Source organism: Humidesulfovibrio mexicanus (assembly GCF_900188225.1).
GTDB lineage: Bacteria > Desulfobacterota > Desulfovibrionia > Desulfovibrionales > Desulfovibrionaceae > Humidesulfovibrio > Humidesulfovibrio mexicanus.
Window position 1 is genome coordinate 217,589 of record NZ_FZOC01000002.1, and the last position, 26,586, is coordinate 244,174.

The following is a 26,586-nucleotide window of genomic DNA, read 5'->3' on the forward strand; positions in this document are numbered from 1 at the left end:
CCCGTCAACGGCTGAACAGTTCTGGCGGCGGCCCCTATTCCTCTTCCGCGGCCTCGCGCTTGTTCTCTTCAATGACCTTGGCCGCGATGGGCGGCGGGCATTCCTCGTAGTGGGAGAACTCCATGGTGAAGGTGCCTTGGCCCGCGGTCATGGAGCGCAGGTCCGGGGCGTATTTGAGCACCTCGCTCATGGGCACGTGGGCCTTGATCTCGGTGACGCCCGCCTGGGATTCGCTGCCCAGCACCTTGCCCCTGCGGCTGGACAAGTCGCCGATGACATCGCCCATGTAGGCGTCGGGCACGGCGACCGTGACGGTCATGATGGGTTCGAGCAGGATCATCTTGGCCTTCTCGCAGGCTTTCTTGAAGGCGAGCGAACCCGCGATCTTGAAGGCCATTTCCGAGGAGTCCACGTTGTGGAAGCTGCCGTCGTACAGGGTGACCTTGAAGTCGATGACCGGGAAGCCTGCAAGCACGCCGCGCGCGGCGGATTCCTGCACGCCCTTGTCCACGGCCGGAATGTACTGCCGGGGAATGGAGCCGCCCACGATGGCGTCCACGAATGCATAGCCGGCGCCCTTGGGCTGGGGCTCCAGGTGAATCCAGCAGTCGCCGAACTGGCCGCGTCCGCCGGTCTGCTTCTTGTGGCGGCCCTGGATCTCCTTGGCAGCGGTCTTGAAGGTTTCGCGGTAGGGCACCTTGGGGGTTTTGAGGATGATGTCCACCTTGTAGCGGCGCTTGGCCTTCTCCACGCTGATCTCGATATGGTTCTGGCCCATGCCGGAGAGCAGGGTGTCGGCGGTCTCCTCGTCGCGCCCAAGCTTCAGGGTCACGTCCTCGTCCAGGAGCTTGGCCATGGCCTGGTACACCTTGTCCTCGTCGCCCTTTTCCTTGGGGGCCAGGGCGTAGGTGATGAGGGTGGGCGCCAGGCCGGGCTTTTTGAGCACAAAGGGGGCCTTGTCCGAGGAGAGGCTGTCGCCGGTCTTGGTGTCCTTCAGCTTGGCCAGGGTGACGATGGCGCCGGGGCCTAGCGGCGTTTTGCAAGGCGCGTTCTCCTTGCCGGTGGTCAAGAGCAGCTGGCCCATGCGTTCCTGCTGGCCCGTGCGGGAGTTGACCAGGGTAAGGTCGCCGGTGAGCGTGCCGGAAAAAACGCGCATCACCGTGAGCTGCCCGGCGAAGGGGTCGGCCAGGGTCTTGAACACGAAGCCCGCCACCGGGGCGGCCTCGATGCTCTCGCGCACGGAGCCGTCCTCGCCCTCGAAGGGGGCGTGGTCCAGGGGCGAGGGCAGCAGGGCCTGGATGGCGTCGAGGAGCTGCGGCCCGCCCATGTTCAGCAGTGCAGAGCCGATGACCACGGGCACAAGCTCGCCCGTTTTGACGCCCGCCACCAGCGCGCCCTTGAGCTCGTCCGGGGAGAGTTCGCCCGCGTCCAGGTACTTTTCCATGAGCGCTTCGTCGCTTTCGGCGATATTCTCGATCATGGTCTCGCGCAGGGGGGTGGAGAGGCCCGCGACATCGGCGGGCGTTGCTTCGGTTTTGGCGCCGCCCTTGCCGTCGAAGACGAGGGCCGTGTCCTCCAGCAGGTCCACCACGCCTTTGAATTGCTCCCTTTCGCCGATTGGGTAGTGCAGGAGCACGGGCTTGATGCCAAGGCTGTCCTTGAGCGAGGTGAACGCGGCCTGGAAATCGGCGCGGTCGCGGTCCATTTTGTTGATGAACACGATGGCCGGGAGCCCGGCCTTTTTGACTTCGCTCCAGGCCTTGCGGGTGAGCGGCTTCACGCCGTCAACCGCGTCGATGACGAAGATCACGGCATCGGCAGCGGCCAGGGTGTAGGGCAGGTCGCCGTTGAAGTTGTTGTCGCCCGGAGTATCGATGAGGAAGTGCTGGTTCTTGTTCCACTTGAAATTGGCGAAACTCGGCTGAATGGAGCCCCGGCGCTTGATTTCCTCGGGTTCGAAATCAAGAGCGGTGGTGCCGTCCTCGATTTTTCCCAGGCGGTTGACGGCGCCGGCGTTGAACAGAAGCATTTCGGCGACAGAGGTTTTGCCGCTGCCGCCATGACCCACCAAAGCATACGTCCGTTGAGACCTGAGCGCTTCCGACATCCCATACTCCGTGTATCGAGTTTATCCGCCGAAACCCTGGTCCGGCGGGAAAAGACGAACCCACCTGGAATTATCTATGCTTAGATGTATAGGGAGGAGGAAGCGAGAATGTCAAGGGCGCGCGGAAAATGGATTTCGGTTGCGTGCTGGCTCGGCTTTGCCTCTGCGCAGGGGCGAGGTGGTTACGTGCGACCGGAGCAGGGGGGCTTGGGGAATGCCCTGGCGGAGCGCCAGCGCGGCGCGGGCTCGTCGCCGAAGAGCGTAAGCTGGCGTGGTTGGGCGGCCTCCTCGTCCAGCAGCTCCGCTTCGGAGATGATGCCGCCTTCGGGGAGGATGTGCGCCAGGCCTATGCCCTTTTCGCGCAGCACCCGGCCCACAAGCCTTCGGCGGTGGCATTCTCGCGGATGTTCCTCCACGCAGGCCAGCGCCAGTTGCCTGCCCTGGCGCAGCTCGTGCACCACGCGCTCGATTCCCAGATCGAATTCCGGCTGTGCGGCCACGCGGTCATACAGCACATGGCCGTGCCGGTCGTAGCAGTCGGGATCGCCGGGCAGGCCGCAGAGCTCCCGGCCCAGGTAGAGATAGTCCAAACCGTGGGACCGGGTCTGTGTGGCGATGGATTCCTGCGCGAATTGGGGGACATGGGACAAAAACGCGGGCGGCCGCACATCGGCCAGGACAGTGATGCCGTATGCGCGCAGGTTGTTCAGAAAGCGCTGCACGGGCATGTCCGCATAGCCTATGGTGAACACGGCGAGGGATCCGGCCAGGGCGTCGGGGGGCATGGGGTTTTGGCCTCCTGGTCCAGTCTGTATGCAACTGTTCTGTATGCGTCAAGCGAACCAGGCCGAAGCAGGAACCGGCACCGGCCTCGGCCACTTGCGGCATGGACCGGGCGCATGTATCATCATCGCGCTCCAGGATGCGCCAACCAAGCCAAGGAGAACCGGCCATGCCCATGAAGGACTATCAGGATGCGCTGACCCGGCTGCAGAAAGCACTGGCCGCAGGCTACCGGGACGCGCCGCAGGTCATCAACCAGCCGGGGCAGTCGCTCATGTGTAAGGTGGACCCGGACAACTATCTGGCCCTTGAGCCCGTGTTCACCGAGATACTTGCCCGCTGGGCGGTGTCCTTTCCGCAGGGCGTGCTGGAGACGTTGGTGCATACCGGCAACCTGGTGTTCTGCAAGCCGCTCGGCACCCACGTCATTCCCCTTACGGTAAGCTGGGGCGGCAACGATTACGAGGTCCAGGCGGCCTTCCTTCCGGCCGGGTTCGTGGACCGGGCGCTCAAGCTCTACGCCGGGGTCCAGGATCCCCTGCCGGTTTCCGAGCTGCGCATCCGCGCGGACCAGCGCCCCGCGGTGGAGGCCTTCTTCACAGCCATGACCCCGCCCAGTTCCTTGGCATACCTGTAAGCCCGGCCCATGACGCCGAGCGCCAAGATCCTGGGCCACACCAAATCCGACGCCCTGCGTCTGGCGCGCGAGAACGTCCGCCCCGGCGCCCGCGTGCTGGCATCTGGCGGGGCCTTCGCGCTCAGCACGCCCAACATGGCGGCATAACGTCGCGGCTGCGCTTTTTGCTCACCGGCTTTTGCACGGGCAAGTGGCGCTTCATTCGGCACGGCGTGCCCCTGGAGCAGGCCTTCGCCTTGCACAACCACCCGGCGCGCCTGCCCGTGCCGCTGCACTCGCTGCGCGCCCTGGGCTTTGCGCCCGCTGGTGGACGGCGTCTCCGTGAAGCCCAAGAGCGTGGCGCTGTCCGCGGTCTTCGTCGGGTCCATCAAGCCCCTCGCCTGGCTCAACGTGTTCTGGAGCGAAAAAGGTATGAGGCGTTCCAGGGCGTCCCGATATCAGGCGCGGCTCCAAAGCGCTCCCTGCGGACCGGTTGGCCGTGGGGGCGAATACAGGCGCGGCCACGTCCGCAGACGCCGTTTCCGAGCTGCCGGAGTGGGCGCATCGCTCTGATTCCTGAGCCCGCCCCTTGTTGGGGCAAATAAGAAAGGCGGCCCCGGAATCACCCGGCGGCCGCCCTTTTCGGTGGCGGGACAAGCCTGGGGGCTAGTCCTTGTTCGGGCTCTCGCACTTGGCATACAGCATACAGCCCGCGCAGGTGGCGAGGGCGGGCATGTTGGTGAACACCGCGAACTGGCGGTTCACCGTGCCTTCCGCATTCCACTCAAGCCCCAGCTTCTTGAAGGCTGCGACGACCTCCTTGCCGGGTTTGGGCAGGGGGGCGCAGCCCTTGTCGGCCAGATCGGGCAGCAGGTTCTGCACGGCGCTCATCACCATGTGGATGGCCAGGTTGTGGAAGGCCATGCCAGCCGAGGGCGAGTCCTGCCAGATGCCTTCGATCTCGTCCTCCACGGGCTTTTCGAGCCAGAGGATGACGTAGCCGGGATCCTTTTCCCCCCCGGCGGAGAGGCGATAGGCCTTGAGGTGCTGCTGCCAGCTGTCAAAGCGGGGCTCCAGCTCCTCCAGCATGTCGTTGTCGAGGCGGGTCTCTCCGGCCAGTTCGCAGTAAGTGAACAGGTCGAACTCCGGCTGCACCGCGATGGGCGCGGCGGTGAGGGGAGCGGTCGCTTTTTTCGTGGTCACGCTGTTTTCTTCCTTGCGCCGTCTTACGCGGCTTCCTTATCGGCCAGCATGGCCGCCTTGAGGGATTCGTCCAGGGTGGGGTGCGGGAACATGAAGCCCGCGGCGTCCTCCCTGGTCCAGCCCGCCCGCACCAGAAGCGCGGCCGACACCGCCATGCGCGACACGTCCGCGCCAACGGCCGTGACGCCCACAAGACGCCCCTGCCGCCACACGCATTTGACGAAGCCCTGAGTGGCGGCGTGGGCCTGGGCGATGGGGTTCTGAATGAGCTGCGCGCGCGATACCAGCACGCTTTCGCCTCCGGCCTTGGCTTCGTCTGCCATGAGGCCCACGCGGAGCACTTCCGGATTGCCGTAGAGGATGCTTGGCACCGGGCCGGAGTCGTATGGGGCCTTGCCGCCTTTTCCAAGCAGGCGCTGCACCACGTAGTGGGCTTGGTGGCTGGCCGCGTGGGCCAGCAGCGTCCTGCCGTTCACGTCGCCCACGGCGTACACGCCGGGCGCGGCCTCCAGATATTCGTTGGTGCGCACGGAGCCGGGGCCGGAAAGCTCCACGCCCAGGGACTCCAGGCCGAGATCGGCGCTGTTGGGCCTGCGGCCCACGGCCACAAGGGCGCACTCTGCCGCCAGTTCCTCGCCAGCGGATTCTGCGCTGGTCTGCATGGTGAGCACGGCGCTGTCGCCCTGGGTGGTGACGGAGGTCACCTGGACCCCCAGGCGCAGTTCCCAGCCCATGCGGCGGAATGCGGCCTCCAGCGCGCGGCTCACCTCCCGGTCTTCCGGCCCGGCGATGCGCGGCAAGGCATCGACGATGGTGATCTTCGCGCCCAGACGGTGCGCGGCCTGGGCCATTTCGAGCCCGATGAAGCCGCCGCCCACCACGATGAGGCTCTGCGGCATGGCGGGCAGGGCCAGAAAGCCTGTGGAATCCAGCACGCGTACGCCGTCTGGCGTCAGGCCCGGAAAGCACGCCGGGCGCGAGCCCGTGGCCACCAACAGGTTCTTGAAGCCGATGGTTCGCGTTCCGTCCGTCCCGGCCACCTCGATGGAGGCCGAGTCCGCCAGGCGGCCGCGCCCGGCGTGGAGGTCCACGCCAAGCTGGGCCAGGCGGGCGGCCATGGCCTTGCGCGTGGCCGCAACGTGCCGGTCCTTCTTGGCCTGCAGCGCGGCGAAGTCCACCCGCACCTCGCCCGAGGCCACGCGGGCCTTGGACTGGGCGGCCAGTTCCTCGATGGCGCTGGTGGCCCCGAGCCAGAGCTTGGTGGGGATGCAGCCCCGGTTCAGGCAGGTGCCGCCAAGCTCCGCGGCTTCCACCAGGGCGGTCTTGAGGCCTGCGGCGGCGGCCTCCACGGCGGCGTCGAAGCCGCCCGGACCGCCGCCCAGCACCACGAGGTCGTATTGCGTCGTCATGCGGTCCCTTTGCTACAGGTCGTCGGTGAGTTCCATGGCGCGCGCGGCGCGGGTCTCGTCCAGGCGGGTCACCGGCAGGGTGCGCGGCGCGCCCGTGGCCGACTCCGGGTTTTTCTCGGCCTCGGCCACGATGGCCAGCAGGTCGTCCGCGAAGCGGTCCAGGGTTTCCAGGCTCTCGGTCTCGGTGGGCTCGAACATGAGCGCCTCCTTGACGATGAGCGGGAAGTAGATGGTGGGCGCGTGGTAGCCCTTGTCCAGCAGCGCCTTGGCGATGTCCAGGGCGCGCACGTGGCAGGTCCCGGCCTGTTTGCAGGCGCTGGCTACGAATTCGTGCATGCACACGCGGTCGTAGGGCACCTCAAGGGCCGCATCGAGCCGTTTGCGCAGGTAGTTGGCGGCCAGCACCGCGGCCTCGGTGGCGCGGGCAAGGCCCGCCCCGCCCAGACGCAGGATGTAGGCATAGGCCTTCAGCACCACGCCGAAGTTGCCGTAGAACGGGGCCACGTAGCCGATGGACTTGGGGAAGTCGTAGTTCAGGAAGAACTGGCCGTCTTCCAGCTTCTCCACGCGGGAGATGGGCAGATAGGGCCGGAGCTTCTCGCACACGCCCACCGGGCCGGAGCCGGGACCGCCGCCGCCGTGGGGCGTGGCGAAGGTCTTGTGCAGGTTCAGGTGCACCACGTCGAAGCCCGCGTCGCCCACGCGCATCTTGCCCATGATGGCGTTCATGTTGGCCCCGTCGTAGTAGAGCAGGGCGTCCACGGAGCGCAGCATCTCCACGATCCGGGGCAGATTTTTTTCGAACAGGCCCAGGGTGTTGGGGCAGGTCATCATCATGCCCGCCACCTGGTCGTCCAGCACCTTGGCCAGCTCGTCGGGGTCAACGATGCCGTCGCGGCTGGGCAGGTTGACCACGTCGTAGCCCGCGATGGCGGCGCTGGCCGGATTGGTGCCGTGGGCGCTGTCGGGCACGATGATCTTGGTCTTCTTGTTGCCCTTGTCCTTGTGGTAGGCGGCGATGATCATGACTCCGGTGAGCTCGCCGTGCGCGCCCGCCATCGGATGCAGGGTGAAGGCATCCATGCCGCAGATCTCGCACAGCAGGCGCTCGGTCTCGTACATGACCTCAAGCGCGCCCTGGCACAGCCTGCCCGCGCCTTTCAGCTGGGGCAGCACGGGGTGCAGCCGCGTGAAGCCCGGCAGGGCGGCGGCGGCCTCGGCGCACTTGGGATTGTACTTCATGGTGCAGGAGCCCAGCGGGTAGAAGTTGCCGTCCACCCCGTAGTTTTTCTTGGAGAGCTGGGTGAAGTGGCGCACCACGTCCAGTTCGGACAGGGAGGGCAGGGCGGCGGCGGCCCCGCGAACGAGCCCGGCGGGCAGCAGGTCGGCGGCGGAAGCGGCGGGCTTGGTCGGCCATACGCCCTCGCGCCCCTGGGCGGATTTCTTGAATACGGTGCTCATTTGAGGGCCCCCCGCAGCATTTCGGCAAAGATGCCGATCTGTTCGGTTGTGGTCTTTTCGGTGCAGGCGACGAGCAGGGCGTTCTCCAGGCCGTTGTAGTAGCGGCCCAGGGGGAAGCCCGGCACGATTCCGCGCGCGGTGAGCTTGTCGATGACGTGGTAGGCGTTCACCGGCAGGGTGACGGCGAACTCGTTGCCGAAGGGCGCGGCGCCCGAAAGCAGCTCCACGCCGTCGATGGCGGTGAGGCGCTGCGCCGCGTAGTGCGCGCGCTCCATGGAGACGAGCGCCGTGCGCTTGAGCCCTTCCTCGCCCAGCAGGCAGAGGTGGATGAGGGCGCGCAGCGCGCAGAGCGCCTGGTTGGAGCAGATGTTGCTGGTGGCCTTCTGGCGGCGGATGTGCTGCTCGCGCGCCTGCAGGGTGAGCACATATCCGGTGCGGCCCTGGCCGTCCACGGTGCGGCCCACCATGCGGCCGGGCATCTGCCGCACAAGGTCCTTGTTGCAGGTCATTATGCCCAGGTACGGCCCGCCGAAGGACAGGGGCAGGCCCAGGCTCTGGCCCTCGGCCACGGCGATGTCGGCGCGCATCTCCCCGGCGCTTTTGACCACCGACTGCAGCACCGGGTACACGGAGACGACCGACACCACGCCCTTTTCCCTGGCCGTGTCGAACAGCCGGGTGAAGTCGGCCAGGGTGCCGAAGAAGCTGGGGTTCTGCACCACCACGGCGGCGGTGTCCGCGTCCAGGGCGGCCGCCAGGGCCTCCAGGTCGCAGCAGCCGTTTTTGTGCGGCACGGTGACCAGTTCAAGGTGCAGGTTCGAGGTGTAGGAGCCGAGCATCACGCGGTAGATGGGGCTCACGGCCTCGCAGACCACCAGTTTGCGGCGGCCGGTGTGGCGCACGGCCATCATGGCCCCCTCGAAAAGGGCGCTGCCGCCATCGTACACGGAGGCGTTGGCGTACGCCAGGCCGGTCAGCCGCGTCACGGCGGTCTGGTACTCGAATATGGCCTGCAGGGTGCCCTGGCTGGCCTCGGGCTGATAGGGCGTGTACGCCGTGTAGAATTCGCTGCGCATGGACAGCGCGTCCACGGCCGAGGGAATGTGGTGGTCGTAGAAGCCCGCGCCCAGAAAGCTCACCTGTCCGGTGGCGTTCTTTGCCGCCAGGGCCTCCAGGTGCGCAAGCACCTCCATCTCGCTTTTGCCCTCGGGCAGGTCGAAGCTCTTGGGTCGCAGGGCCTGCGGAATCTCGTCGAACAGGGCGGCCACGCTGGGCGCGCCAATGACCTCGAGCATCCGCCGGATGTCTTCCGGGGTGTGCGGAACGTAGGGCATGGGGGTCTCCTCGGCCTAGTGGGCTTCGGCGGCGCAGACGTCGGCGTAGGCGGCCGCGTCCAGCAGGTCCGCCGGGGCGGAAGACAGTTTCACCTTGAGCATCCAGCCCGCGCCGTACGGATCCTGGTTCACGGCCTCGGGGGCGTTCTCCAGGGCGGCGTTGACCTCGACCACCTCGCCGGTCACGGGCGAATAGAGCTCGCTGGCCGCCTTCACGCTCTCCACCGAGCCCATCTCGGCCCCGGCGGAAATCTTGGCGCCCACCTTGGGCAGGTCCACAAAGGTCAGGTCGCCCAACTGTTCCTGGGCGAAATGGGTAATGCCCACGGTGGCCACGTCGCCTTCGACCTTGGCCCATTCGTGACTCTTGGCGTACTGCAGATCATTCGGAATCATCCAGGTATCCTCCGTTCAGGAAGGGTGTTTACGGGGTGACGCTCAATAGCATTCCGCGCGGCGAATGAAAACCCTGAATTCGTCAGACGGTACAGACGATGATTCGCTTAGGGCCTTGCGGAGTCCCCGGAGTCCAGGCGCAGCGGGCCGAACAAGGTTCGTCGGTTTTGGGCCGCACTTGACAGGAGCCCCGGCCATGGCCAATTGTCCCCAAGCCTTATTGAACCTGGTCCGGGCGTCCTTCCTGCCCGGCCGCAGCCCACACGAGGAACCCGCATGAAACCGCTCGTCCTGCTCGGCATCATCCTCGCCGGGGTCGTCATCCTTGGCGGCACCGGCCTTGTGGCCACCAACAACGAGATCATCACCAAGGACGCCGTGGTGGAGCAGATGGCCGGCCAGGTGAACAGCGCGCTGCAGCGTCGGCTGGACCTCATCCCCAATCTGGTGGAGACCGTGAAGGGGTACGCCTCCCACGAAAGCGAGACCTTGAGCGCGGTCATTTCCGCCCGTGCCCAGGCCACGCAGATGAAGCTCGACGCGTCCACCCTCTCGGATCCGGAGAAGCTTAAGGCCCTGAACCAGTCCCAGGGGCAGCTCTCCGCCGCGCTGGGGCGGCTCATGGTGGTCTCCGAACAGTACCCCAACCTCAAGGCCGATGCGCGTTTCCAGGATTTGATGGCTCAGCTTGAGGGCACCGAGAACCGAATCAAGATCGAGCGCGACAACTACAATGCGGCCGTCACCGCGCTCAACGTGCAGATCCGCACCTTCCCCGGCAGCTTGGTCAATGCGCTCATGACCCATGCGAGCCCCCGGCAGGTGTTCCAGGCCGAGGAGGCCGCCCAGGCCGCGCCCAAGGTGAGCTTTGGCAACGCTCCGGCCGCTGCGCCCGCAGGGGGCGCGCAGTAGTGCGACGCCTCGCCGCCGTCCTGGCGCTCTTGGCGGCGCTGGCGGTTGCGGTACCGCGCGCAGCGGTGGCGTTGGAGATCCCGCCGCACGGCGGCCAATGGGTGGTGGACCTGGCCGGGCTGCTGCCTCCGGCCGAGAAGAACGCCCTTGGCGCGGAGCTGAGGCGCTACGCCGAGGCCTCGGGCAACCAGATCGTCGTGCTCACCGTGCCCTCGCTTGCGGGCGAGAACATCGCCGCCTACGCCAACCGCGTGGCGCGGCAATGGGGCGTTGGGGCCAAAAGCGCCAATACCGGCGTGCTCATCCTGGTGGCCAAGGCCGAGGCGCGCGTGCGCTTCGAGGTGGGGCGCGGCCTTGAGGACCGCCTTACCGATGCGCAGTCCAAGCGCATCCAGCGCGAGGTCACGGTGCCGCATTTCCGGGCCGGACGTTTTGGCCAGGGCCTGGCGGAGACGGTGCGGGCCTTGGAGGCCTCGCTGGGACCGGGCGTCGGCGCCCAGGGCGCTGCGGGCCCCGCTGCGGGCCAGCCCGCGGCCGCGCCCGCGCGCAAGCAGGATACCGGCTTTCCCTGGCTGACGCTTGGGCTGGTGGTGCTGGCTACCGTGCTGGCCATCGCGGTATTGAGCCGCAGGCGTGGGCCGGGCGGATACGGCGGCGGATACGGGGCGGGCCCGGGCGCGTCCCAGGGCGGCTACGACGGTGGAGGCGGGCGCGGCAGCTCGTTTTTGATTGGCCTGCTGATGGGCTTGCTTTCCAGCCGTTGGCGCGGACCGGGCGGACCGGGCGGCTTTGGCGGCGGGGACGGCGGCTTTTCCGGCGGCGGCGGAGACTTCGGCGGCGGCGGCAGCGATTCCGGCTTCGGCGGCGGGGACGACAATTCCTGAGCGCGCCAGAAGGCTGATTGCGGCGCGTATCGTGGCACGAATTGTTGACGCGAGCCGCCGGATGGATATATCCACAACGAGCGGAGAAGCGCCCGCATGACGAAAAAAGACAGCGCAGCCGCCGGACGGCCCGGCGTGGTGGAGGCCCAGGCTGGTGAACGCCTGTGGCGGCTTTCCCGCCCGGCGGACCTGGAGAGCCTGTGGGCCGCCATGGGCGAGGGCGACCTTGGCCTGGACGAGCGCCTGCCCTACTGGGTGGAGCTGTGGCCCGCCTCGGTGCTGCTCGCCCGCTTCATCGCCGCCAACGCGGCGGTTTTTTCCGGGCGCTTTTGCCTGGACGCCGGCTGCGGTCTGGGGCTTTCCTCCCTGGCTGCGGCCGCAGCGGGGGCGCGGGTGCTGGGCTTCGACTACGAGCCCGAGGCTTTGGCCTACGCCCGGCGCAACGCCGCCGAGAATATGCGCCCCGGCGAGGGCAAGCCGCTTTTCGCCGTCATGGACTGGCGGCGTCCGGCCGTGCCACGAGGCCGCGCGGATCTTGTGCTCGGGGCGGACATCCTGTACGAGCGCAGGTTCTTTGAGCCGGTGGCCGACTTTTTGGATTTCGCCCTGGCGCCTGGCGGACGGGCGCTCATCGCCGACCCAGAGCGCGGCGTTTCGGCTCCGGCGGCGGGCCGCCTGCGTGAGCGGGGCTGGCGGGTGCGCGTGGCGCATACCGGCCGCGTGGCCCAGGGCGGACAGGACATGACGGTGAACCTGCTGGAGATTGCTCGCGGCGATTCCTCACCCCTGTAACGAAGGAAGGCTGACCATGGGAGAGACCATCCGCTTCGGCGTGTCGCTTGATTCCGACCTGTTGGACAAGTTCGACGACCTGTGCAAGGAGAAAAGCTACCAAACCCGCTCCGAGGCCATCCGCGACCTCATCCGCAGCATGTTGGTGCAGCGCCAGTGGGAGGATTCCGATGGCGAGGTGGCGGGCACGCTGACCCTTGTCTACGACCACCACGCCAGCGGGCTGGCCCAGAAGCTCACCGAACTGCAGCACGACAGCCACGAGGTCATCCTCTCCACCATGCATGTGCACCTGGACCACCACAATTGCCTGGAGGTGCTTGTGCTCAAGGGCTCGGCAGAGACCATCAAGCACCTGGGACAGAAGCTTATTTCCACCAAGGGGGTGAAGCACGGGCATCTTGTGCTTACCACCACGGGCCAGGAGATCGATTAGTGGCCGCGCCGATGGAGGACGTGCAGAAACATCCTGCCCCGGTCCAACTGCCCATCGACCGCGTGGGAGTGAAGGATTTGCACCTGCCGCTCGTGGTGCGCGACCGGCAATCCGGCACGCAGCACACCGTGGCCCGTGTGGACCTGGCGGTGGATTTGCCCGCGGCCTTCAAGGGCACGCACATGAGCCGTTTCGTGGAGGCCCTGGAAAACTGGGAGGAGGAACTTTCCCGCGCGTCGCTGGAAAAGCTGCTCTCGGACATCTCCGTACGGCTGGAGGCCCGGCGCGCCTACGCCCGTTTTGATTTTCCCTACTTCTTGCGGCAGTCTTCGCCCAAGAGCGGGGCAAAATGCCTCATGGGCTATCCCTGCTCGGTCATCGGCGCGTGGGAGAACGGGCGGCTGGACTTCACCCTGGGCGTGGATGTTCCCGTGATGACCGTGTGCCCCTGCTCCAAGGCCATCAGCGACGAGGGCGCGCACAGCCAGCGCACCAGCGTGCGCATCAACGCCAAGTTCAAGGGCTTCCTCTGGCTGGAGGATCTGATCGAGATCGCCGAGCGTTCGGGTTCCTCGCCCGTGTACACCCTGCTCAAGCGGGAGGATGAGAAGTTCGTCACCGAGGCGGCCTTCGCCAACCCCGCCTTTGTGGAAGACGTGGTGCGCGCCGCGGCCAAGGGGTTGTCCGAGCATCCCCGCATCACCTGGTACAAGGTGGAAGTGGAGAGCCACGAGTCCATCCATGGACATTCGGCCCAGGCGTCTATTGAAAGTTCGGCGAAACAGGGGTAAAGTCTATGCGTCGCCATCTCATGCAGACTGATGGCGACGGGGGAACCCATGAGCGGCATCGACTCCTCGTGGAATGTGCAGGCAGTAACTGCCCTTGACCTTTCCGCCATGGCGGCGTCGGAGAACATCGTCAACGCCAGCCAGGACACCCAGCACGTGCGTTCCATGGAGCGAGACGACTTCCATGGCGGCACGAATCCCCCCCTGCTTGACAGCACGGAGCTGAGCGCCAACACCACCGCCCCCGGCGGGCCGGGCTCCCCCCTGCATGTGGCGGGAAGCCCCACGGACTACGACTCCGGGCTCATCATCCCGGTAGCCTCCAGCTCCCAGGGAAGCGTGGCGGAGCGCGCCAACGAATACCTGGACCAGAACCAGCTGGACCGGGCGTTCGCCTCCAACCTCGCGGCGCGGGCCTATGTGGACTCGTACGTCGGCGCCATTGTGGACTGCACGGCCTAGGGAGGGAATATGGGGATTTCCGCCGCGGGAACCAGCGCACAGGCGCTTTCGGTTTTGGGAACCTCGCTTGACGCCACCGCGCACAACATCGCCAACGTTTCCACCGAGGGCTACCGCCCGCTGCGGACGGACCTGGCCGACGGTCCAGGCGGGCAGGGCGTGCAGGTGGCCGATGTGCGCCGCGAACAGGACTTCTCTTCCCCGGCGGCCTCGTCCTCCCCAGGTGCTCCGGCCGTCTCGGGCGTAGATCTCACCCGCGAGATGACCGGGCTCATCACCACCTCCCGGGCCTTCGAAGCCAACGCCGTCATGGTCCGCGCGGCGGAGGAGACCACCGGGCATCTGCTCGATCTTGTGGTCTAGGCTGCCTGGCCGCCGCGTTCTACTCGTCGTCCTCCATCATGGCGAAGCTGTCCTGGTCGGACTTGCACTTGGGGCAGGTCCACTCGGGAGGCAGGTCGCGGGCCTCGGTGCCGGGAGCAATGTCCTGGCTGGGATCGCCTTTTTCCGGAACGTAGATGTAGCCGCAGTTCAGACACGCGCAACGCATGGGGATCTCCTCGAATGCACCGGCCGCTGGCCGATGGGATGGCATTTCGTTTCGGGCGCTCGCCGCGCCCGCATGGACGGAAGCTACAGAGCCCCCGGCCCGGGGTCAATCGTTTCGCCCCCATTTGTTCCCGTGGCTTCACGGCTTGCCTCCGTGGTGGTGCGCGCATTTCCTGTGGCGCTGTTTTTTTAATCCAAGATTGGTGTCCTGTTTGGCTGCGTTCAACGGTGTTCATTTGGGAGAACTGGCCCCTGTGGGCTTGACAGCCTTGCGCGTGAAAGCGATTGACCTGTGACTCATGATGTATCGGCCAGCACGGAGGATTGATGAGAAATCGCATGGCCCTGCTCGCGTCCGCCAAGAGCCTCATCGCGGCAAAGGGGGTCAAGGCCGCCAGCATTTCGGAGATTGCCGCCCGCGCCGGGGTGGCGAAGGGGCTTTTGTTCTATTATTTTAAGGATAAGGACAGTCTTGTGCAGGCCATCGACCAGGAGGTGCAGAGCGGCTATATGCGGGACCTTCCCCCGGCGGGGGGATCCGGAACGGCCCGTGAACGGCTGCACGCTCTCATCCGCCACCATTTCGATTTTCTGGCCAGCAGCCCAGAGGACGCGCAGTTCTTGTACCAGAGCGGGGGCACGGCCGCCGGGGCAGCAGGTTTCTATGATCATCTGCACGAGCGGATTCTGGGAATTCTTGCCCAGGGGGAACGCGCGGGCGAGTTCGTTTCCGGGGACAAGGAGGCGCTGGCGTACATGCTGCTCGGCTCGCTGCATGGCGTGGGGCGGCTCATGCTCCACGAGTTCAAGCGCGACTACGACGCCGTACACCATCTCGCCGCAATGTGTGACAAAATTTTGATGCGTCAGGGGGATGGGCCGGAAGGCCCTGGTTTTTGAGCGCCATCTTCCGGCGAAGGATGAAGAGAACGGTGGGCGGACGCGGTGCGCTCCGTCTGGCCGACTTGCCTGATGTTGGGGTTGTTCATCGGGAAGCGGCTTTTGGACATCCCGCCGGTGCTGTGCCCGCCACGCTGCACCGTGATGCTCGGCCGCTGAGGTGCGGCCCGAACAATGAGGACGCCATGCGGCACGAGTGTTTCGACTCCAGGAGCTTCCCCCCGGAGGTCTCCATCGTCATTCCCTGCCGCAACTACGCGCGTTTTCTGCCCGGTTGCCTTGGGTCCATCTCCGCGCAAGGCATGGACCTCTCCAAAGTGGAAATTATCGTTGCGGACGATGCCAGCACGGACGGCTCCGCCGACTTGGCCCGCCAGTTGCTCGAACCGATGCCGCTTGCGGCCTGGGCGGTGCTGGAGTTGCCCCGCCAGGGCCGACCTGGCCCCGTGCGCAACGCCGGCCTTGCGCGGGCGCGGGGACGCGCCCTGCTGACCCTCGACCCGGACGACGAGCTTCTGCCGGATTTTCTGCCGCGAAGCCTGGAAGCGCTCTGCGCCGGGGTCGACGTGGCCTATGCCGATTATGTGTTGGAGGAAGGCGGCGCGCGTTCCGTGGTGCGTTTGCGGGCCTACCACAAGCTGCTTTTGGCCAACCAGAACATTCTGCCGCCGACGGCGCTGTTCGTGCGGGAGTTGTGGGACCGGGGGGCGCGGTTTCGCGCGGCGACGGCCTACGAGGACTGGGACTTTTGGATCCAACTTGCGCTGCTCGGCGCGCGCTTCGTCCATGTGGACGAGCCGCTGTATCTGTACCGGATGCATGGCGGCAACTTTTCGCTTCAGGCTCGGCTGGACGATGGCCCGTCCAAGGCGCGCATCGTGCTGGACAACGCGCGCTTCTTCCCGTCCTGGACCATTGCGTGGGCGCGGGGCGTGCTCTCCGGCGCGCCCGACCACATGGGCCGCGGGCTTATCCCGGTGCTGCGCGAACATGCGGGACGGTAGGGGGGGCAAAGCGGGGGGACCAAGCTCGTTGGGCATTATTTGAAAAGTCCGGTGGATGCGAATGACACAGTATTGTGTGACCTTACCCGCAGCGGTGCCCATTTTGTGCGATGAAGCCCTTTTTTGTGTGTTAATGGTTGATTTTGTCAGGCGAATTCATGAGTTTAAAATGATTGTAATAAATGATTTAAAGGATAGTGCTTTTTGTGTCTTTGATTTTGATTACCTTCTGTATTTATTGTTGTTTTCTAGGTCTAGGGGGGCGCTATGTTTACTGTAAGGAAGGTTGTCTCAGTTACAATTGTATTTATACCCGTGATTCTTCAGGTATTATGGCAGATTACTAATAATGAGCTACCGTTGGCAGATGGCGGAAGCATTTTTGCGACTTCATATATGACCTTTTTAAAATTCAAGGAAGGTGTGATTCAAGGCCTTCATTTTACATTTCATTCTGGAGGTAGACCGGTACTATTCTCGGTTTTCGCAACACCATTTGTGCCTTTGTTTCATGTCTCTCCAATTTTGCCGACTGCAACATTCGTTGTGCTTGTGCAAATAGCAACATGTCTTATTTATTTTTTTGCTTTTTCATATAAGCTTGATTATCTGAAATCTGCGTTGTTAACTTGCATAATTACTACGTCTCCATTTGTTTTTAGTATACACACGCAGTTTATGCCAGAAATTGTATGGCACATGTGGTTTGCGTCATTTTTGTATTTTATTTTACGCTCTAATGATTTTCAAAATCTATTTAATTGTACTGCTTCCGGTATGGCCTTGGCGTTAACAATACTCGCCAGGCCTATTGAAAGTGTGGTTTTGTTAGCTCCTGCACTCGCTGTCTATTTCTTTTATCTTTTCAGGAATAAAAAGATTGTGTTGTGTCAATTTGCAATAAATTGTTTTGTCTTGTTTGTCTCTGTTTTTGGATGTTCCCTTGTCAGCTGGTATGGATTGAATATATATATTGGTTTTCTGTTTGTGGCTTTTACTTCCATATTGTTCATCCTTGTCGCAAAGTATTTTAATATAAATAAGCGCCACTCTGCTGTTTCAAGGAGGATTGAGCGAAAAGATGTGGCGATGTCCACTTTTCCATTGCGAAATTTTTTTTTGTTTTTGTCTCTAGTGTTAAGCGTGTGGATGATATTTTACGCAATGAATATTTTGTTTTGGGCGTATGATAATTCATTTGGTGGCGGTGCACAGACAAATGATCAAATCAATCTTTCTCGAAATATTTTGCTTATTTTGAATGATGTTACTAACGTTTACGGGTATGCGTTGACTGTATGTTTAGCTTTTTCTGCAATTTTAGCTTTTGCGATAAACTATAATTCGAATCAAGGGTTGAAAAATGAATCATGGACATGCTATTGGCTATTTGCTTTGCTGTTGAGTGTTTTTCCAATGCTTGTTGCATATTCGGTCACAGGCACAAGCGATAGCCGGCGCATTTTTCTTGGAATGATATTTTTCTTTTTTAGCACTTCATATTATGTTGCCTATACTCGGTTCAACTCTAAGATTTTGAGTTCCGCAATTTGGACGATTTTGGTTTTGCTGTTTGCGATTCAAACGGTCGCAGTGTTCGCTGTCGCCAGTGGTCGTGCATCTCTTGCTGGCACGAAAACATATTTGGAAAAGTATTATGGAAGCTTCGGCATACGTGAACCACGGACATATATTGGGCGCGATTCTGATGTAATCAAGGCAATTAACTCACTTGGCGTGAAGAACGCCAAAATTGCTGTTTTTTCGCTCGGCATGTTTACTGATAAGGTTCTCTACCAGGCTGAAAGCTTGCGATATTTTGCTTTGGAAATGGCTCCGACTCTTCAATTTGGAACCCTGTGGGGCTATACGAAGTACGAGCCGTATCTTGCGGTAGTTGGACGATTGCATAAGCAGAAATTTAATTATGTTTTGTTGGAGGATTTGGACAATCCAATTGCTGATCCCGTTACGCGTGATAGACTGCAATCGCATACGTTTTTCATAACAGATGTTTTGGACATGATCAGAACCCAAGGGGCCAATGCTCTCCCTGGGCTTGCAATTGTCAAGGAATTCGATCTCGACGGGAGGAAGCAGTATTTATTCAGGGTGTATGATGTATTGGAACCAACCATAACTGCGAGTTCGCAGTGTCAGGACTATTCTCCCAAGGGTCTTTTGGACGCAGAACAACCGGGATGGCATTCCCAGCGAACTCCAACGTATCCACAAACAGTAACGGTACAATTCAAGATGGGCATTTCTTTTTCAACGGTCTCATTTTTGCCGCAAGAAGGAAATGCTGATCGAGCTCCGAAATCTGTAGCGCTGTATAAAAGTGATGATGGCACTTGTTGGCAGCAGATAGGCGCTTCTGGAGATGTGCGTGCTTCGACTTCTGGCGATTGGCATGTTGTCAACGTCGAAAGATGCTCTGACGTGAAGCATGTTCGAATTGTCATTTTGTCGAATTGTGGGAATAAAGACTGGCTTACCCTAAGAGGTTTGCGTTTTGAGTAAGGGGATTGCTTGGGGCCGCTGGAACGCTTCCGCTTCGTAAGCTTGGCATAATGAAAACGGCCCCCAATTGGGGGCCGTTTGTTTGTATGGCGGAGACGGTGAGATTCGAACTCACGGAAGGCTTGCACCTTCGTCGGTTTTCAAGACCGATCCATTAAACCGCTCTGGCACGTCTCCCAAAAAGCACTATTTGCAGAGCTTTTCCTCACAGCCGGGGCTGCTCGGCCGCATGTGCGTCTGCGCGCAGGGGCCGCTGTCTGCCTCCGTCCCTGCGCGAGACAGTAGGTGCCAAAACGCCGCGGTCAAGTCAATGCGGCCGGTACGTTTTCGGGGAAATTGGCGACTTGCCTTTTGCCTTGCCAATGCTCGATGATTTTGATGAAATGCAAGGGTGGTAAAGATGCCTTTCAGCGCGGCCGAAGAGCATTGCACCATACGCCTTGCACATATGTCGTTTCCCCCAAGGAGCGCAGAATGAAGTCGCAGCAGCAGATTCCTCCGGCGCCAGCCCTGTGGGCCATTGGCGTCGTCGGCTCGGTCCTGATTCTGGGAACATTTTTTTCCGCCAATCTCTACGCGGCGCTGGGCATGTCGGTCATCTGCCTGGGGCTGGGTGGGTACCTGGCCTCCAAACAGGGGGGCGGAGCCGAGCAGCTCAAGGCCGGGCTGGAACGCATCATGTCCCGCAAGCGCGACTTTCTTTTCGACGAGGTGCGTGGCTGGCGGGAGCACGGGGAACTGCCCGCCTTGGTGAGCGAGGCGCTGGAGTACAACATGCGTCGCCGCGAGTTCTACCGGGGCGCGGTGCAGGCCGTGGGAACCCCGTTCCTCCTGTGCGATGCGGGCGGCGTCATCACCCACGTCAGCAAGTCCATGCTCGGCCTGCTCAAGAAGACCGAGGCCGACGTGCAGGGAAAAACCGTGTCCGAGGCGTTTTATAACAAGAAGGGCGTGTCCATAACCGAGCGGGTCATCTCCGAAAAAAAGGACGTCTCCCAGGAGGTGCGCCTTGATTTCTGGGACGGCCGTTCCGCCGACGTGCTGGCCATAGTGAACTGCTTTCGCGGGGTTGGGGGCGAGGTGCTCGGCGCGGTGGTCTGCTTGACGGATCTTGCCGAGGTGAAGGAGCAGCAGCGCACCCTGCAGAAGCAGCAGGAGCAGGCCATGCGGGTGGGCAACTCCATCAACGACCTGGCGCAGCGCGTGGCCAGCGCCTCGGAGGAGCTCTCCGCCAGCGCCGACGAGCAGGCCAAGGGCGCCAATCGCCAAAAGGCGCAGACCGAAAGCGTCTCCACCGCCATGGAGCAGATGACCGCCACCGTGCTTGAGGTGGCGCAGAACGCCACCCAGTCCTCAGAGGCCGCGTCCACGGCGAGCAAGGCGGCCGGCGACGGCGTGGCGCTTGTGCGGGAAAGCGTGACCGGCATCAACCAGGTGGCCGAGAGTTCCCGCAAACTGGCGCAGGTGCTGGAACAGCTCAATTCCCAGGCCGCCGAGATCGACCGCATCATCAACGTCATCAACGACATTGCCGACCAGACCAACCTGCTGGCCTTGAACGCCGCCATTGAGGCCGCGCGCGCGGGCGATGCGGGCCGGGGCTTCGCCGTGGTGGCCGACGAGGTGCGCAAGCTCGCGGAAAAGACCATGACCGCCACCAAGGAGGTCGAGAACTCCATCCGCGAGATACAGGAGCGCAGCCACAACGCCGTTTCCACCATGCGCGAGACCGAGCAGCAGGTGGAGGTGAGCACGGAGCTTTCCAACCGCACGGGACAGGCCCTGGAAGAGATCATGCGCCGCATCGACGACGTGACCGCCCGTGTGGCGCAGATCGCCACTGCCGCAGAGGAGCAGTCCTCGGCCGCAGAGGAGATCAACCGGAACATCGAGGACATCGCGGGCATCGCCAAAGAGGCGGAGGAGGGGGCGGACCAGTCGGCCTCGGCCACGCGGGAACTGGCCGAGCTGGCCCAGAACCTGTTGCAGCTGTCCATGACCTTCAGCGCCACCAAGACCGACGAGAGCCGCTTGCGCAGCTCCAGCGGACAGATGAAAGGCATTCTGCCCAAGCTGATGCACGATTTCGTGGGCGTCAAATACGGGCAGGCCGTGCTGGCCAAGGTGAACGAGACCATGGGCAACCCCATGTTCCTGCCCACCAGCAGCTATCCGGACCAGGTGCTCCGCCAGATGGCCGAAATTGTCGCCCGCGAGACCGGCAAGGAGGAGCGGTCGGTTTTTGTCGAGCTGGGACGCTACACCATCGGCCAGTTCCACAAGATGTACAAGCCCTACTTCAAGGCCGGCAACTTGAAGGACTTCCTGCTGACCATGAACCAGACCCACGCGGATCTGACCAAGGCTTTGCCCGGCATCGTGCCGCCGCGCTTCAGCTACGAGGACCGCGGCAAGAAGCTGACCATGATCTACAAGTCGCGCCGGGGCTACCAGCACTATTTCGAGGGCATTCTGCGCGGCGCGGCCGAGTTCTACAAGACCCGCGCGGAGATCACCGTGCAGGTGCAGGACGCCGAGACCGCCCGGGCCGAGATCGTCTTCCCGTAGGCGCGTTGGCGCACGAGCGCAAAAAAAATCCCCCGGCGGTCCAAGGTGGACCGCCGGGGGATTTTGGTTGCAGCCAGAACCTGCGCTATTCGGCCGACTCCGCCCGCATGGCGCGCCTGCGCTTGAGCTTGTACCAGACATACCAGGCGATGGTGAGCGCCAACATGCCGACGATGAGCCCATCGAACTGATGGCGATAGGCGTGGACCATTTCCCAGTTCTCGCGCAGCTTGAAGCCGCAGTAGAGCAGAAAGCCGTTCCACAGGGTGGCCCCGGCCGTGGTGGCGATGGCGAAGGGCCAGAAGCGCATTTTCCCGATGCCGGCCGGAATGGACACCAGGTGCCGCACCACCGGGATGAAGCGGCTGGCGAACAGCGTCCAGGAGCTGCCCTTGCGCTGGAAGAAACGCTCGGTCATCTCCAGGTCGTGCACGTCCAGCAGGAGGTATTTGCCCACCTTGAGCACGAAGGGTCTGCCCCCATAGTAGCCCATGAGGTAGGAGATGTAGGAGCCGAAGAAGGAGCCTGCGCTGGTGACCAGAAGCGCCTCGAACATTCCCCACTTCCCGTCGGCCACCAGGAAGCCCACGAAGGGCATCACGGCCTCGCTGGGCACGGGGGCGATCATGCTTTCCAGCGCCATGAGCAGGGCGGCCCCGGCGTAGCCGGTGGTCTCCAGCACGGTAATGGCGAAATGTGAAATGGCTTCTGTGAGCACGCGATGATCCTCCGTCTGGTGTGTGGCGTTCCGGGGCTCTACCCCGGCAAGGGCGTAAGGGCAAGCGGCGTCAGCGCGGCGCAAACCCCAGAGCCAGGCCCGCGGCGCAGGCGGATGGCTCGTCCTTGAGGCGTTCCCAGTACAGGTTTTGCGCGGCGAACAGGTTCGGTTCAAGCCCCACTCCGGCGGCGTGTTCGAGCATCCTGCGCACGTTGCGGCAGTCCGGGGCGGGGGCGTTCAGCAGGCGCACAAGTTCGCGGCCCACGCGTTGGGACAGCAGCCCCCGCTCCGGGTGCTCGCGGCCCCTGTCCTTGAGGAAGGCGAGGAAATCCCTCGCGGCGGGCACTTCTCCCATGATCCACTGCCAGGCCAGGGCGGACCAAAGACGATCCCAGCATTCGCCGCCGGTCTGGGTCTGCTGGGCCTCGCGGAAGGGCAGGAACAGGTGCGCCCCCAGTTGGGACTCCGCGACCTGCTGGGTCCAGCTTTCTTCCTCCACGCGGCGCACCCAGGCCAGGGCCAGGGCCTGCCGCTTGCCCCATGGAATGTAGGCGGCGGGAATGCACTTGGCCGCCGTTCCATCCACGCGCACGCACCCGGCGAAGGGGTCTCCGCCCTCGGGCAGCTCCCAGGCCCAGGCGTGTTCGTCCGCGCCGCTCTCCCTGGTCCAGGTGATGCTGGCCCGGCCGCTGCGCGCGCCCTGTCCGCCCTGGGCTTCCGCGCGCACCCGCACGCCAAGCCCCGGCCAGGTCACGGAGGCCTCGTCACCGACGGCGGGCAGGCGTCCCTCGGCCCACAGGCGAATGAGCGCCTGGGCCAGGATGGTCTCCGCGCTCTCGCGGCGCGGCCGAACCTCCTGGTTCCACAGGTCGTGCCCGCTGCCCAGAGCCGGGTCGTTGCTGCTGGCCTGGCCGATGTGCGAAAGCAACAGCGGCTCCAGATCGTCCAGGCCGGTGCGCTGGGCAAGCTGCATGGCGCGCAGCGCGAAGGTCAGGGCGTTCAACGGTTCGATGCGCCCCAAGTCATCGAAGAACCAGGCGCAACTGGCGAAGGAGGACAGGGCCCACTTCTGCATGGTGAGCAGTTTCCAGGCCGTGTCCTGCTTGGCCGCGGTGAGTCCAGGGCGCATGTGCGCCTGGGCGAAGTCCGCCTCGCTTTCCAGGCCGGAGAGCACGCGTCCGTACGATACCAGCGCGTCCTCCGCATCGCGGAAGAGCCTGGCCCCCAGGTTCGCGTAGTGCGCGTCGATGCGGGCCTTGACGGCGTTCAGCCCGTCGCGCAGCGGGCCGCGCCAGCTTTGGTTCCAGCCGGGGCGGTGTTCGGCGCAGCAGCCGCAGTCCGACCGCCAGCGCTCCACCCCGTGGACGCAGCTCCAGGAGCTGTTCTCGTGGATGCGCACCCGCCGCCGGGGCGGGTTCTGCGCCAGGTAGGCGGCGTAGTTGGTCAGCGCCACCCCTTCCGCCCCGGCCCGGGCCTGGGACAGGGCGAAGGCCAGGGCCATTTCCCCGAACTTGAAGTGGTGCCCGTAGGTTTCGCCGTCCGTGGCCAGGGCGAGCAGCCCCTCGCCGGTCATGGAGGAAAGGCGCCCCCAGAACATGTCCCCGTGCCGCAGCAACCCCTCGAAGGCCACGGCCTGGGAAAGGGGGCCGTTGTAAAAGTATACGGCGATGCTGCGCCCTTCCGGCAATTCCACCAGGTAGGGTTCACGGATGTCCAGGTCGCCTTCATGGGCGGGGGACCAGTTCTCCTGTCCAACATCGGCAACCTCGCGCGCCTGGCGCGGGGCCAGGATGGTGAAGCGCACGCCCGCCTGGGCGAGCAGCTCCAGGGTGCGGCTGTCCACGGCCGCCTCGGAGAGCCACATGCCCTCTGCCGGGCGCTTGAAGCGTGCCTCGAAGTCCGAAAGTGCCCAGGCGATTTCCGCGCGCTTGTCCAGGTCCGTGGCCAGCGGCATGATGACGTGGTGGTAGATCTGCGCGATGGCGTTGCCGTGCCCCAGGCGTTCGCGGCTGGCGCGGTCGCCCTCCAGCACGCGGGCGTACGTTTCAGGGGCGCCATGCTCCATCCAGCGCAGCAGCGTGGGGCCGAAATTAAAGCTCATGTATTCGAAACAGTTCATGATTTCTATGATTTGGCCCTGGCCGTCCAGCCGCCTGGCCCAGGCCAGGGGGGCGTAGCTCTCGGCGCAGATGCGTTCGTTCCAGTGCGCGACCGGGGCGGCGCTGCCCTCTGGAAAAATGGTGTCCATCCAGGGGTCTTCCCTGGGGGGTTGGTAGAAATGGCCGTGTATGCAGAGCTTCTTTCCGTTGTCGGCGTTCATGGCGACCCCCTTGGCGGTTGGCTGTCCATGCACCTCCTACCCTGCCCGGCGAACCGGGGCAAGGGGACGAAGAGCGTGAACCTTGCGCTGCGGCTGGTCGACATTTCCCCTCATACGGATTATGTCCGGCATAGCATTGGACCCCCGCAACCCCCGCCGCCAGGAGGCCGCCCATGCCCGACTCCCCGTCAAGACGCGCTCCGTTCCGGGCTGGCCTCGCAGCCGCGCTCGCCGGCCTGCTTCTGTGCGCAGCTTTTTCCCTTGGGGCCTATGCTGCGGATGTGGAGTCCATCGGGCACGTGAGCCGCGCCCAGGGGCTTTCCTTCGCCGTGCGCGGAGCCAACCTGCGCGCCCTGGAGCGCAATTCCCTCGTCGGCCGCGATGACGTGCTCAAGACCGGTCCCGGCTCAAGGCTGGAGATTGTCCTGCTGGACGAAACCCGGCTTGCCCTGGGAGCGGACACGGTGTTCGGCGTGGAGCGCTATGGGCTTGGACGGCGGGGCGGCGGCGTGCTGTTCAAGCTGGACAAGGGGAGCTTCCGCCTGGTCACCGGCGGCATGGAGGCGACGCGCGAGGTGGCGTTCGAGGTGGCGACTCCGCTTGGGGTCGTGGGGGTTCTTGGCGCGGACTTCTGGGCCGGGCTTCTGCTCGAGGGGGAGCTGGACGTGCTGCTTGTCTCGGGCAAGGGCGTCTCCGTGGTCACCGATGGTGGGCGAACGGAGATCACGCGGCCCATGGAGGGGCTGAGCCTGAGTTCGCGAGCCGCTCCGCCTCCGGCCCCATCCATGTGGAGCCCGGACCGCCGCGAACGCGCGCTGCGCACGGTGGCCTTCGGCAAATAGCCGCGCCTTACGACCGCAGGCTTTCCACCAGCTCGCGCACGTGCACGGGCAGCTCATCGAAGTGCCGTACGCACAGGACCATGTTGCGGGTCACCCAGGAATCGGTGAGGCGCACCACGCGGATGTCGCGGGTCTCGCGGCAACGCTCGGCCGCGGTTTCCGGCATTACCGCCACGCCAATGCCGCGGGATACCATGTCGCCCACGGCATAGAAGTCGCGCAGACGCACCCTGTAGCTCATCTCCCTGCCCAGCCGGGCCGCGTGCCCTTCCAGAAAGCGCTGCAGCGGACTGTCCTCCGCCAGGCCGACGAAATCATACTTGAGCGCCTCGCCGAAGGCCGCCTGGCTGCGTCCGTCCAGGGGGTGCCCCGGCGGGGTCACCAGCACGAAGCTGAGTTTGCGGCAGGGAAAAATCTCCAGCGCTCCCGTGTCCGCGCTTTTGGCCATGACCCCCACATCCGCCTTGCCGTCCACGATCTCCTGCACGATCTCCGTGGACAAACGCTCCTTGAGGTCGATGCTCACGTTGGGATGCTCGGCCAGATAGCCGGTAAGCAGGGCGGGCAGGAATTCCGTCATGGAGATGGTGTTGCTTAAAAGCCGCACATGCCCCCGGAGACCCGCCGCATACTCGCCCAGATCACCAAGCATACGCTCCCACTGGTCCAGCACGATGCGCCCGTGATGCACGAGCGTGAGCCCCGCCTCCGTAGGCTTTACCCCCCGTCGGCCGCGGAGCAGAAGCGGCACGCCGAGAAGCTCCTCCATGTTGCGGATGCGCGCGCTGGCCGAGGCCAATGCCAAGTGCGAGTGCTCCGCTCCTCCGGTGATGCTGCCGCTGTCCGCGATGTTCAGGAACAAACGCAGATCGGTCAGGTCAAAGGACATCGCGTCTCCTCCAGGCAATGGGGAAATACAGCCTTCGTCAGAAACGAAGGTCTACTCAAAATCTTTCACATTTACAACAAGCCAGCTTGTGGCACATTTGCGCCGTGGGCGGCTTGAAGCCGCCACCGACCACACCCGTCCATTCGCAGAGGAGGAGCACGCCATGAGAGTTGACAGAGCAAGCCTCGCCTTCGCCCGTGTCTGCTTTTTTGTCATGCTTTTCGTCAGCACCGCCTGCGCCAGGTTGGACGCCCTCGCCTCGACGGAGCAGGGCGCCGTGGCTGCGCCCGCGGTCGTCGAGCAACTGCCGCTGCAGGCGGCTGTGAACGCCGAGCAGCTGCGCGAGCTGGAGAGTAAGCTCGCGGCGTGCGCGGCCCCGGTTGCGTCGAATCTGGAATACGGGTCGGCGTACTGGGATTAGCCCTGCCCCCTCAACCCGCCGGGTGAGGCCGATGTCCCCGCTCCTCCCCATTCACCCGGCAGGACAATGAAAGGCCCGGAGGGATGCACCTCCCTCCGGGCCGCTTTATCTTTCCTCAATTGTGCCAGTTTCGTGCTCCGCAGGCCAGGGGCTTCGCGCCCCTGGACCCGTGTGAACGGGAAAGGGCGACGCTGCAGTATTCCCCTATCCGGGGTTCCAAGGGGCCGGACAGGCCCCTTGGCCGCCGGAGGCACACACGGGCACTT

Annotated in this window: 26 protein-coding genes and 1 tRNA gene; 15 read left to right on the forward strand and 12 right to left on the reverse strand. The window is 63.9% G+C overall.

Annotation, left to right across the window (positions count from 1 at the left end; all coding sequences use genetic code 11):
• Window positions 1–34: 34 nt before the first annotated feature.
• Both fusA and CHB73_RS04770 read right to left on the reverse strand, forming a co-directional pair.
• Window positions 35–2,107, reverse strand: coding sequence for an elongation factor G (gene fusA, locus CHB73_RS04765; RefSeq protein WP_089272643.1), 2,073 nt, complete (start codon window positions 2,105–2,107; stop codon window positions 35–37).
• Between the two features lie 182 nt (window positions 2,108–2,289).
• Entirely contained in the window at window positions 2,290–2,892 is a 603-nt protein-coding gene (locus tag CHB73_RS04770; protein ID WP_089272645.1) for a DUF488 domain-containing protein, read from the reverse strand.
• Between the two features lie 167 nt (window positions 2,893–3,059).
• On the opposite strand from CHB73_RS04770, the gene CHB73_RS04775 reads away from it, so the two are divergent.
• Window positions 3,060–3,527, forward strand: coding sequence for a hypothetical protein (locus CHB73_RS04775; protein ID WP_089272647.1), 468 nt, complete (start codon window positions 3,060–3,062; stop codon window positions 3,525–3,527).
• Window positions 3,528–3,536: 9 nt separating this feature from the next.
• Window positions 3,537–3,674, forward strand: a complete 138-nt coding sequence (locus CHB73_RS16720; RefSeq protein WP_179216901.1) for a hypothetical protein — start codon at window positions 3,537–3,539, stop codon at window positions 3,672–3,674.
• 498 nt (window positions 3,675–4,172) lie between these two features.
• Here CHB73_RS16720 and CHB73_RS04780 read toward each other — a convergent pair whose 3' ends face one another.
• Genes CHB73_RS04780 through gcvH form a run of 5 tightly spaced genes read right to left on the reverse strand, consistent with a single transcriptional unit; the run spans window position 4,173 to window position 9,309 of the window.
• On the reverse strand, window positions 4,173–4,709 hold the full coding sequence (locus CHB73_RS04780; RefSeq protein ID WP_235641516.1) for a hypothetical protein: 537 nt from the start codon (window positions 4,707–4,709) through the stop codon (window positions 4,173–4,175).
• Window positions 4,710–4,732: 23 nt separating this feature from the next.
• Window positions 4,733–6,118, reverse strand: a complete 1,386-nt coding sequence (locus CHB73_RS04785; RefSeq protein ID WP_089272649.1) for a dihydrolipoyl dehydrogenase family protein — start codon at window positions 6,116–6,118, stop codon at window positions 4,733–4,735.
• Between the two features lie 12 nt (window positions 6,119–6,130).
• Window positions 6,131–7,579, reverse strand: coding sequence for an aminomethyl-transferring glycine dehydrogenase subunit GcvPB (gene gcvPB / locus CHB73_RS04790; RefSeq protein WP_089272651.1), 1,449 nt, complete (start codon window positions 7,577–7,579; stop codon window positions 6,131–6,133).
• A complete protein-coding gene (gcvPA, locus tag CHB73_RS04795; protein ID WP_089272653.1) occupies window positions 7,576–8,913 on the reverse strand; it encodes an aminomethyl-transferring glycine dehydrogenase subunit GcvPA in 1,338 nt (445 codons plus the stop codon). Before gcvPA ends, gcvPB begins: the two co-directional genes overlap by 4 nt.
• Before the next feature lie 15 nt (window positions 8,914–8,928).
• Window positions 8,929–9,309, reverse strand: coding sequence for a glycine cleavage system protein GcvH (gene gcvH, locus CHB73_RS04800; RefSeq protein WP_089272655.1), 381 nt, complete (start codon window positions 9,307–9,309; stop codon window positions 8,929–8,931).
• A gap of 276 nt (window positions 9,310–9,585) precedes the next feature.
• Between gcvH and CHB73_RS04805 the strand changes: the two genes are divergently transcribed.
• The 7 genes from CHB73_RS04805 to CHB73_RS04835 all read left to right on the forward strand — a co-directional run bounded on the left by CHB73_RS04805 (window position 9,586) and on the right by CHB73_RS04835 (window position 13,949).
• Complete coding sequence (locus CHB73_RS04805) at window positions 9,586–10,221, forward strand: LemA family protein (protein ID WP_089272657.1); 636 nt, start codon at window positions 9,586–9,588, stop codon at window positions 10,219–10,221.
• Window positions 10,221–11,105 carry a TPM domain-containing protein gene (locus tag CHB73_RS04810; RefSeq protein ID WP_089272659.1) on the forward strand — a complete coding sequence of 295 codons (885 nt, stop codon included), beginning with the start codon at window positions 10,221–10,223 and terminating at the stop codon, window positions 11,103–11,105. Before CHB73_RS04805 ends, CHB73_RS04810 begins: the two co-directional genes overlap by 1 nt.
• Window positions 11,106–11,201: 96 nt before the next feature.
• Complete coding sequence (locus CHB73_RS04815; RefSeq protein ID WP_089272661.1) at window positions 11,202–11,897, forward strand: class I SAM-dependent methyltransferase; 696 nt, start codon at window positions 11,202–11,204, stop codon at window positions 11,895–11,897.
• A gap of 16 nt (window positions 11,898–11,913) precedes the next feature.
• On the forward strand, window positions 11,914–12,333 hold the full coding sequence (gene nikR / locus CHB73_RS04820; protein WP_089272663.1) for a nickel-responsive transcriptional regulator NikR: 420 nt from the start codon (window positions 11,914–11,916) through the stop codon (window positions 12,331–12,333).
• 11 nt (window positions 12,334–12,344) lie between these two features.
• Window positions 12,345–13,124 (forward strand): GTP cyclohydrolase FolE2, encoded by a 780-nt coding sequence (gene folE2, locus CHB73_RS04825; RefSeq protein ID WP_089273383.1) that lies wholly within the window; start codon window positions 12,345–12,347, stop codon window positions 13,122–13,124.
• Window positions 13,125–13,172: 48 nt separating this feature from the next.
• On the forward strand, window positions 13,173–13,586 hold the full coding sequence (locus CHB73_RS04830) for a hypothetical protein (RefSeq protein ID WP_089272665.1): 414 nt from the start codon (window positions 13,173–13,175) through the stop codon (window positions 13,584–13,586).
• Between the two features lie 9 nt (window positions 13,587–13,595).
• Entirely contained in the window at window positions 13,596–13,949 is a 354-nt protein-coding gene (locus CHB73_RS04835) for a flagellar basal body rod C-terminal domain-containing protein (protein WP_089272667.1), read from the forward strand.
• A 19-nt stretch (window positions 13,950–13,968) separates the two neighbouring features.
• On the opposite strand, the gene CHB73_RS04840 is transcribed toward CHB73_RS04835, so the two are convergent.
• A complete protein-coding gene (locus CHB73_RS04840; RefSeq protein WP_089272669.1) occupies window positions 13,969–14,136 on the reverse strand; it encodes a rubredoxin in 168 nt (55 codons plus the stop codon).
• 338 nt (window positions 14,137–14,474) lie between these two features.
• On the opposite strand from CHB73_RS04840, the gene CHB73_RS04845 reads away from it, so the two are divergent.
• The 3 genes from CHB73_RS04845 to CHB73_RS04855 all read left to right on the forward strand — a co-directional run bounded on the left by CHB73_RS04845 (window position 14,475) and on the right by CHB73_RS04855 (window position 18,562).
• A complete protein-coding gene (locus CHB73_RS04845) occupies window positions 14,475–15,035 on the forward strand; it encodes a TetR/AcrR family transcriptional regulator (protein WP_179216902.1) in 561 nt (186 codons plus the stop codon).
• A 185-nt stretch (window positions 15,036–15,220) separates the two neighbouring features.
• On the forward strand, window positions 15,221–16,039 hold the full coding sequence (locus CHB73_RS04850) for a glycosyltransferase family 2 protein (RefSeq protein ID WP_179216903.1): 819 nt from the start codon (window positions 15,221–15,223) through the stop codon (window positions 16,037–16,039).
• Window positions 16,040–16,306: 267 nt separating this feature from the next.
• Entirely contained in the window at window positions 16,307–18,562 is a 2,256-nt protein-coding gene (locus CHB73_RS04855) for a discoidin domain-containing protein (protein ID WP_089272675.1), read from the forward strand.
• Window positions 18,563–18,649: 87 nt separating this feature from the next.
• Here CHB73_RS04855 and CHB73_RS04860 read toward each other — a convergent pair.
• Window positions 18,650–18,739 (reverse strand) — tRNA-Ser (locus CHB73_RS04860).
• Window positions 18,740–19,036: 297 nt separating this feature from the next.
• Between CHB73_RS04860 and CHB73_RS04865 the strand changes: the two genes are divergently transcribed.
• A complete protein-coding gene (locus CHB73_RS04865; protein WP_089272677.1) occupies window positions 19,037–21,130 on the forward strand; it encodes a methyl-accepting chemotaxis protein in 2,094 nt (697 codons plus the stop codon).
• Window positions 21,131–21,215: 85 nt separating this feature from the next.
• Here CHB73_RS04865 and CHB73_RS04870 read toward each other — a convergent pair whose 3' ends face one another.
• Entirely contained in the window at window positions 21,216–21,848 is a 633-nt protein-coding gene (locus CHB73_RS04870) for a DedA family protein (RefSeq protein ID WP_089272679.1), read from the reverse strand.
• 70 nt (window positions 21,849–21,918) lie between these two features.
• On the reverse strand, window positions 21,919–24,168 hold the full coding sequence (locus CHB73_RS04875; protein WP_089272681.1) for a DUF3536 domain-containing protein: 2,250 nt from the start codon (window positions 24,166–24,168) through the stop codon (window positions 21,919–21,921).
• A 173-nt stretch (window positions 24,169–24,341) separates the two neighbouring features.
• Here CHB73_RS04875 and CHB73_RS04880 point away from each other — a divergent pair, with 173 nt between their 5' ends.
• Complete coding sequence (locus CHB73_RS04880; protein ID WP_089272683.1) at window positions 24,342–25,010, forward strand: FecR family protein; 669 nt, start codon at window positions 24,342–24,344, stop codon at window positions 25,008–25,010.
• Window positions 25,011–25,017: 7 nt separating this feature from the next.
• Here the strand turns inward: CHB73_RS04880 and CHB73_RS04885 are convergent, their stop codons facing one another.
• Window positions 25,018–25,899: a LysR family transcriptional regulator gene (locus CHB73_RS04885; protein WP_089272685.1), complete on the reverse strand. Its 882-nt coding sequence runs from the start codon at window positions 25,897–25,899 to the stop codon at window positions 25,018–25,020.
• A gap of 163 nt (window positions 25,900–26,062) precedes the next feature.
• On the opposite strand from CHB73_RS04885, the gene CHB73_RS04890 reads away from it, so the two are divergent.
• Window positions 26,063–26,320 (forward strand): hypothetical protein, encoded by a 258-nt coding sequence (locus CHB73_RS04890; RefSeq protein ID WP_089272687.1) that lies wholly within the window; start codon window positions 26,063–26,065, stop codon window positions 26,318–26,320.
• The last annotated feature ends 266 nt before the right edge of the window (window positions 26,321–26,586 follow it).

Excerpts from the sequence above, each read along its gene's own strand:
- fusA (WP_089272643.1), bottom strand. The coding sequence starts at position 2,107 with ATGTCGGAAGCGCTCAGGTCTCAACGGACGTATGCTTTGGTGGGTCAT.
- CHB73_RS04770 (WP_089272645.1), bottom strand. The coding sequence starts at position 2,892 with ATGCCCCCCGACGCCCTGGCCGGATCCCTCGCCGTGTTCACCATAGGC.
- CHB73_RS04775 (WP_089272647.1), top strand. The coding sequence starts at position 3,060 with ATGCCCATGAAGGACTATCAGGATGCGCTGACCCGGCTGCAGAAAGCA.
- CHB73_RS16720 (WP_179216901.1), top strand. The coding sequence starts at position 3,537 with ATGACGCCGAGCGCCAAGATCCTGGGCCACACCAAATCCGACGCCCTG.
- CHB73_RS04785 (WP_089272649.1), bottom strand. The coding sequence starts at position 6,118 with ATGACGACGCAATACGACCTCGTGGTGCTGGGCGGCGGTCCGGGCGGC.
- gcvPB (WP_089272651.1), bottom strand. The coding sequence starts at position 7,579 with ATGAGCACCGTATTCAAGAAATCCGCCCAGGGGCGCGAGGGCGTATGG.
- gcvPA (WP_089272653.1), bottom strand. The coding sequence starts at position 8,913 with ATGCCCTACGTTCCGCACACCCCGGAAGACATCCGGCGGATGCTCGAG.
- gcvH (WP_089272655.1), bottom strand. The coding sequence starts at position 9,309 with ATGATTCCGAATGATCTGCAGTACGCCAAGAGTCACGAATGGGCCAAG.
- CHB73_RS04805 (WP_089272657.1), top strand. The coding sequence starts at position 9,586 with ATGAAACCGCTCGTCCTGCTCGGCATCATCCTCGCCGGGGTCGTCATC.
- CHB73_RS04815 (WP_089272661.1), top strand. The coding sequence starts at position 11,202 with ATGACGAAAAAAGACAGCGCAGCCGCCGGACGGCCCGGCGTGGTGGAG.
- nikR (WP_089272663.1), top strand. The coding sequence starts at position 11,914 with ATGGGAGAGACCATCCGCTTCGGCGTGTCGCTTGATTCCGACCTGTTG.
- folE2 (WP_089273383.1), top strand. The coding sequence starts at position 12,345 with ATGGAGGACGTGCAGAAACATCCTGCCCCGGTCCAACTGCCCATCGAC.
- CHB73_RS04830 (WP_089272665.1), top strand. The coding sequence starts at position 13,173 with ATGAGCGGCATCGACTCCTCGTGGAATGTGCAGGCAGTAACTGCCCTT.
- CHB73_RS04835 (WP_089272667.1), top strand. The coding sequence starts at position 13,596 with ATGGGGATTTCCGCCGCGGGAACCAGCGCACAGGCGCTTTCGGTTTTG.
- CHB73_RS04840 (WP_089272669.1), bottom strand. The coding sequence starts at position 14,136 with ATGCGTTGCGCGTGTCTGAACTGCGGCTACATCTACGTTCCGGAAAAA.
- CHB73_RS04845 (WP_179216902.1), top strand. The coding sequence starts at position 14,475 with ATGGCCCTGCTCGCGTCCGCCAAGAGCCTCATCGCGGCAAAGGGGGTC.
- CHB73_RS04850 (WP_179216903.1), top strand. The coding sequence starts at position 15,221 with ATGCGGCACGAGTGTTTCGACTCCAGGAGCTTCCCCCCGGAGGTCTCC.
- CHB73_RS04855 (WP_089272675.1), top strand. The coding sequence starts at position 16,307 with ATGTTTACTGTAAGGAAGGTTGTCTCAGTTACAATTGTATTTATACCC.
- CHB73_RS04865 (WP_089272677.1), top strand. The coding sequence starts at position 19,037 with ATGAAGTCGCAGCAGCAGATTCCTCCGGCGCCAGCCCTGTGGGCCATT.
- CHB73_RS04875 (WP_089272681.1), bottom strand. The coding sequence starts at position 24,168 with ATGAACGCCGACAACGGAAAGAAGCTCTGCATACACGGCCATTTCTAC.
- CHB73_RS04880 (WP_089272683.1), top strand. The coding sequence starts at position 24,342 with ATGCCCGACTCCCCGTCAAGACGCGCTCCGTTCCGGGCTGGCCTCGCA.
- CHB73_RS04885 (WP_089272685.1), bottom strand. The coding sequence starts at position 25,899 with ATGTCCTTTGACCTGACCGATCTGCGTTTGTTCCTGAACATCGCGGAC.
- CHB73_RS04890 (WP_089272687.1), top strand. The coding sequence starts at position 26,063 with ATGAGAGTTGACAGAGCAAGCCTCGCCTTCGCCCGTGTCTGCTTTTTT.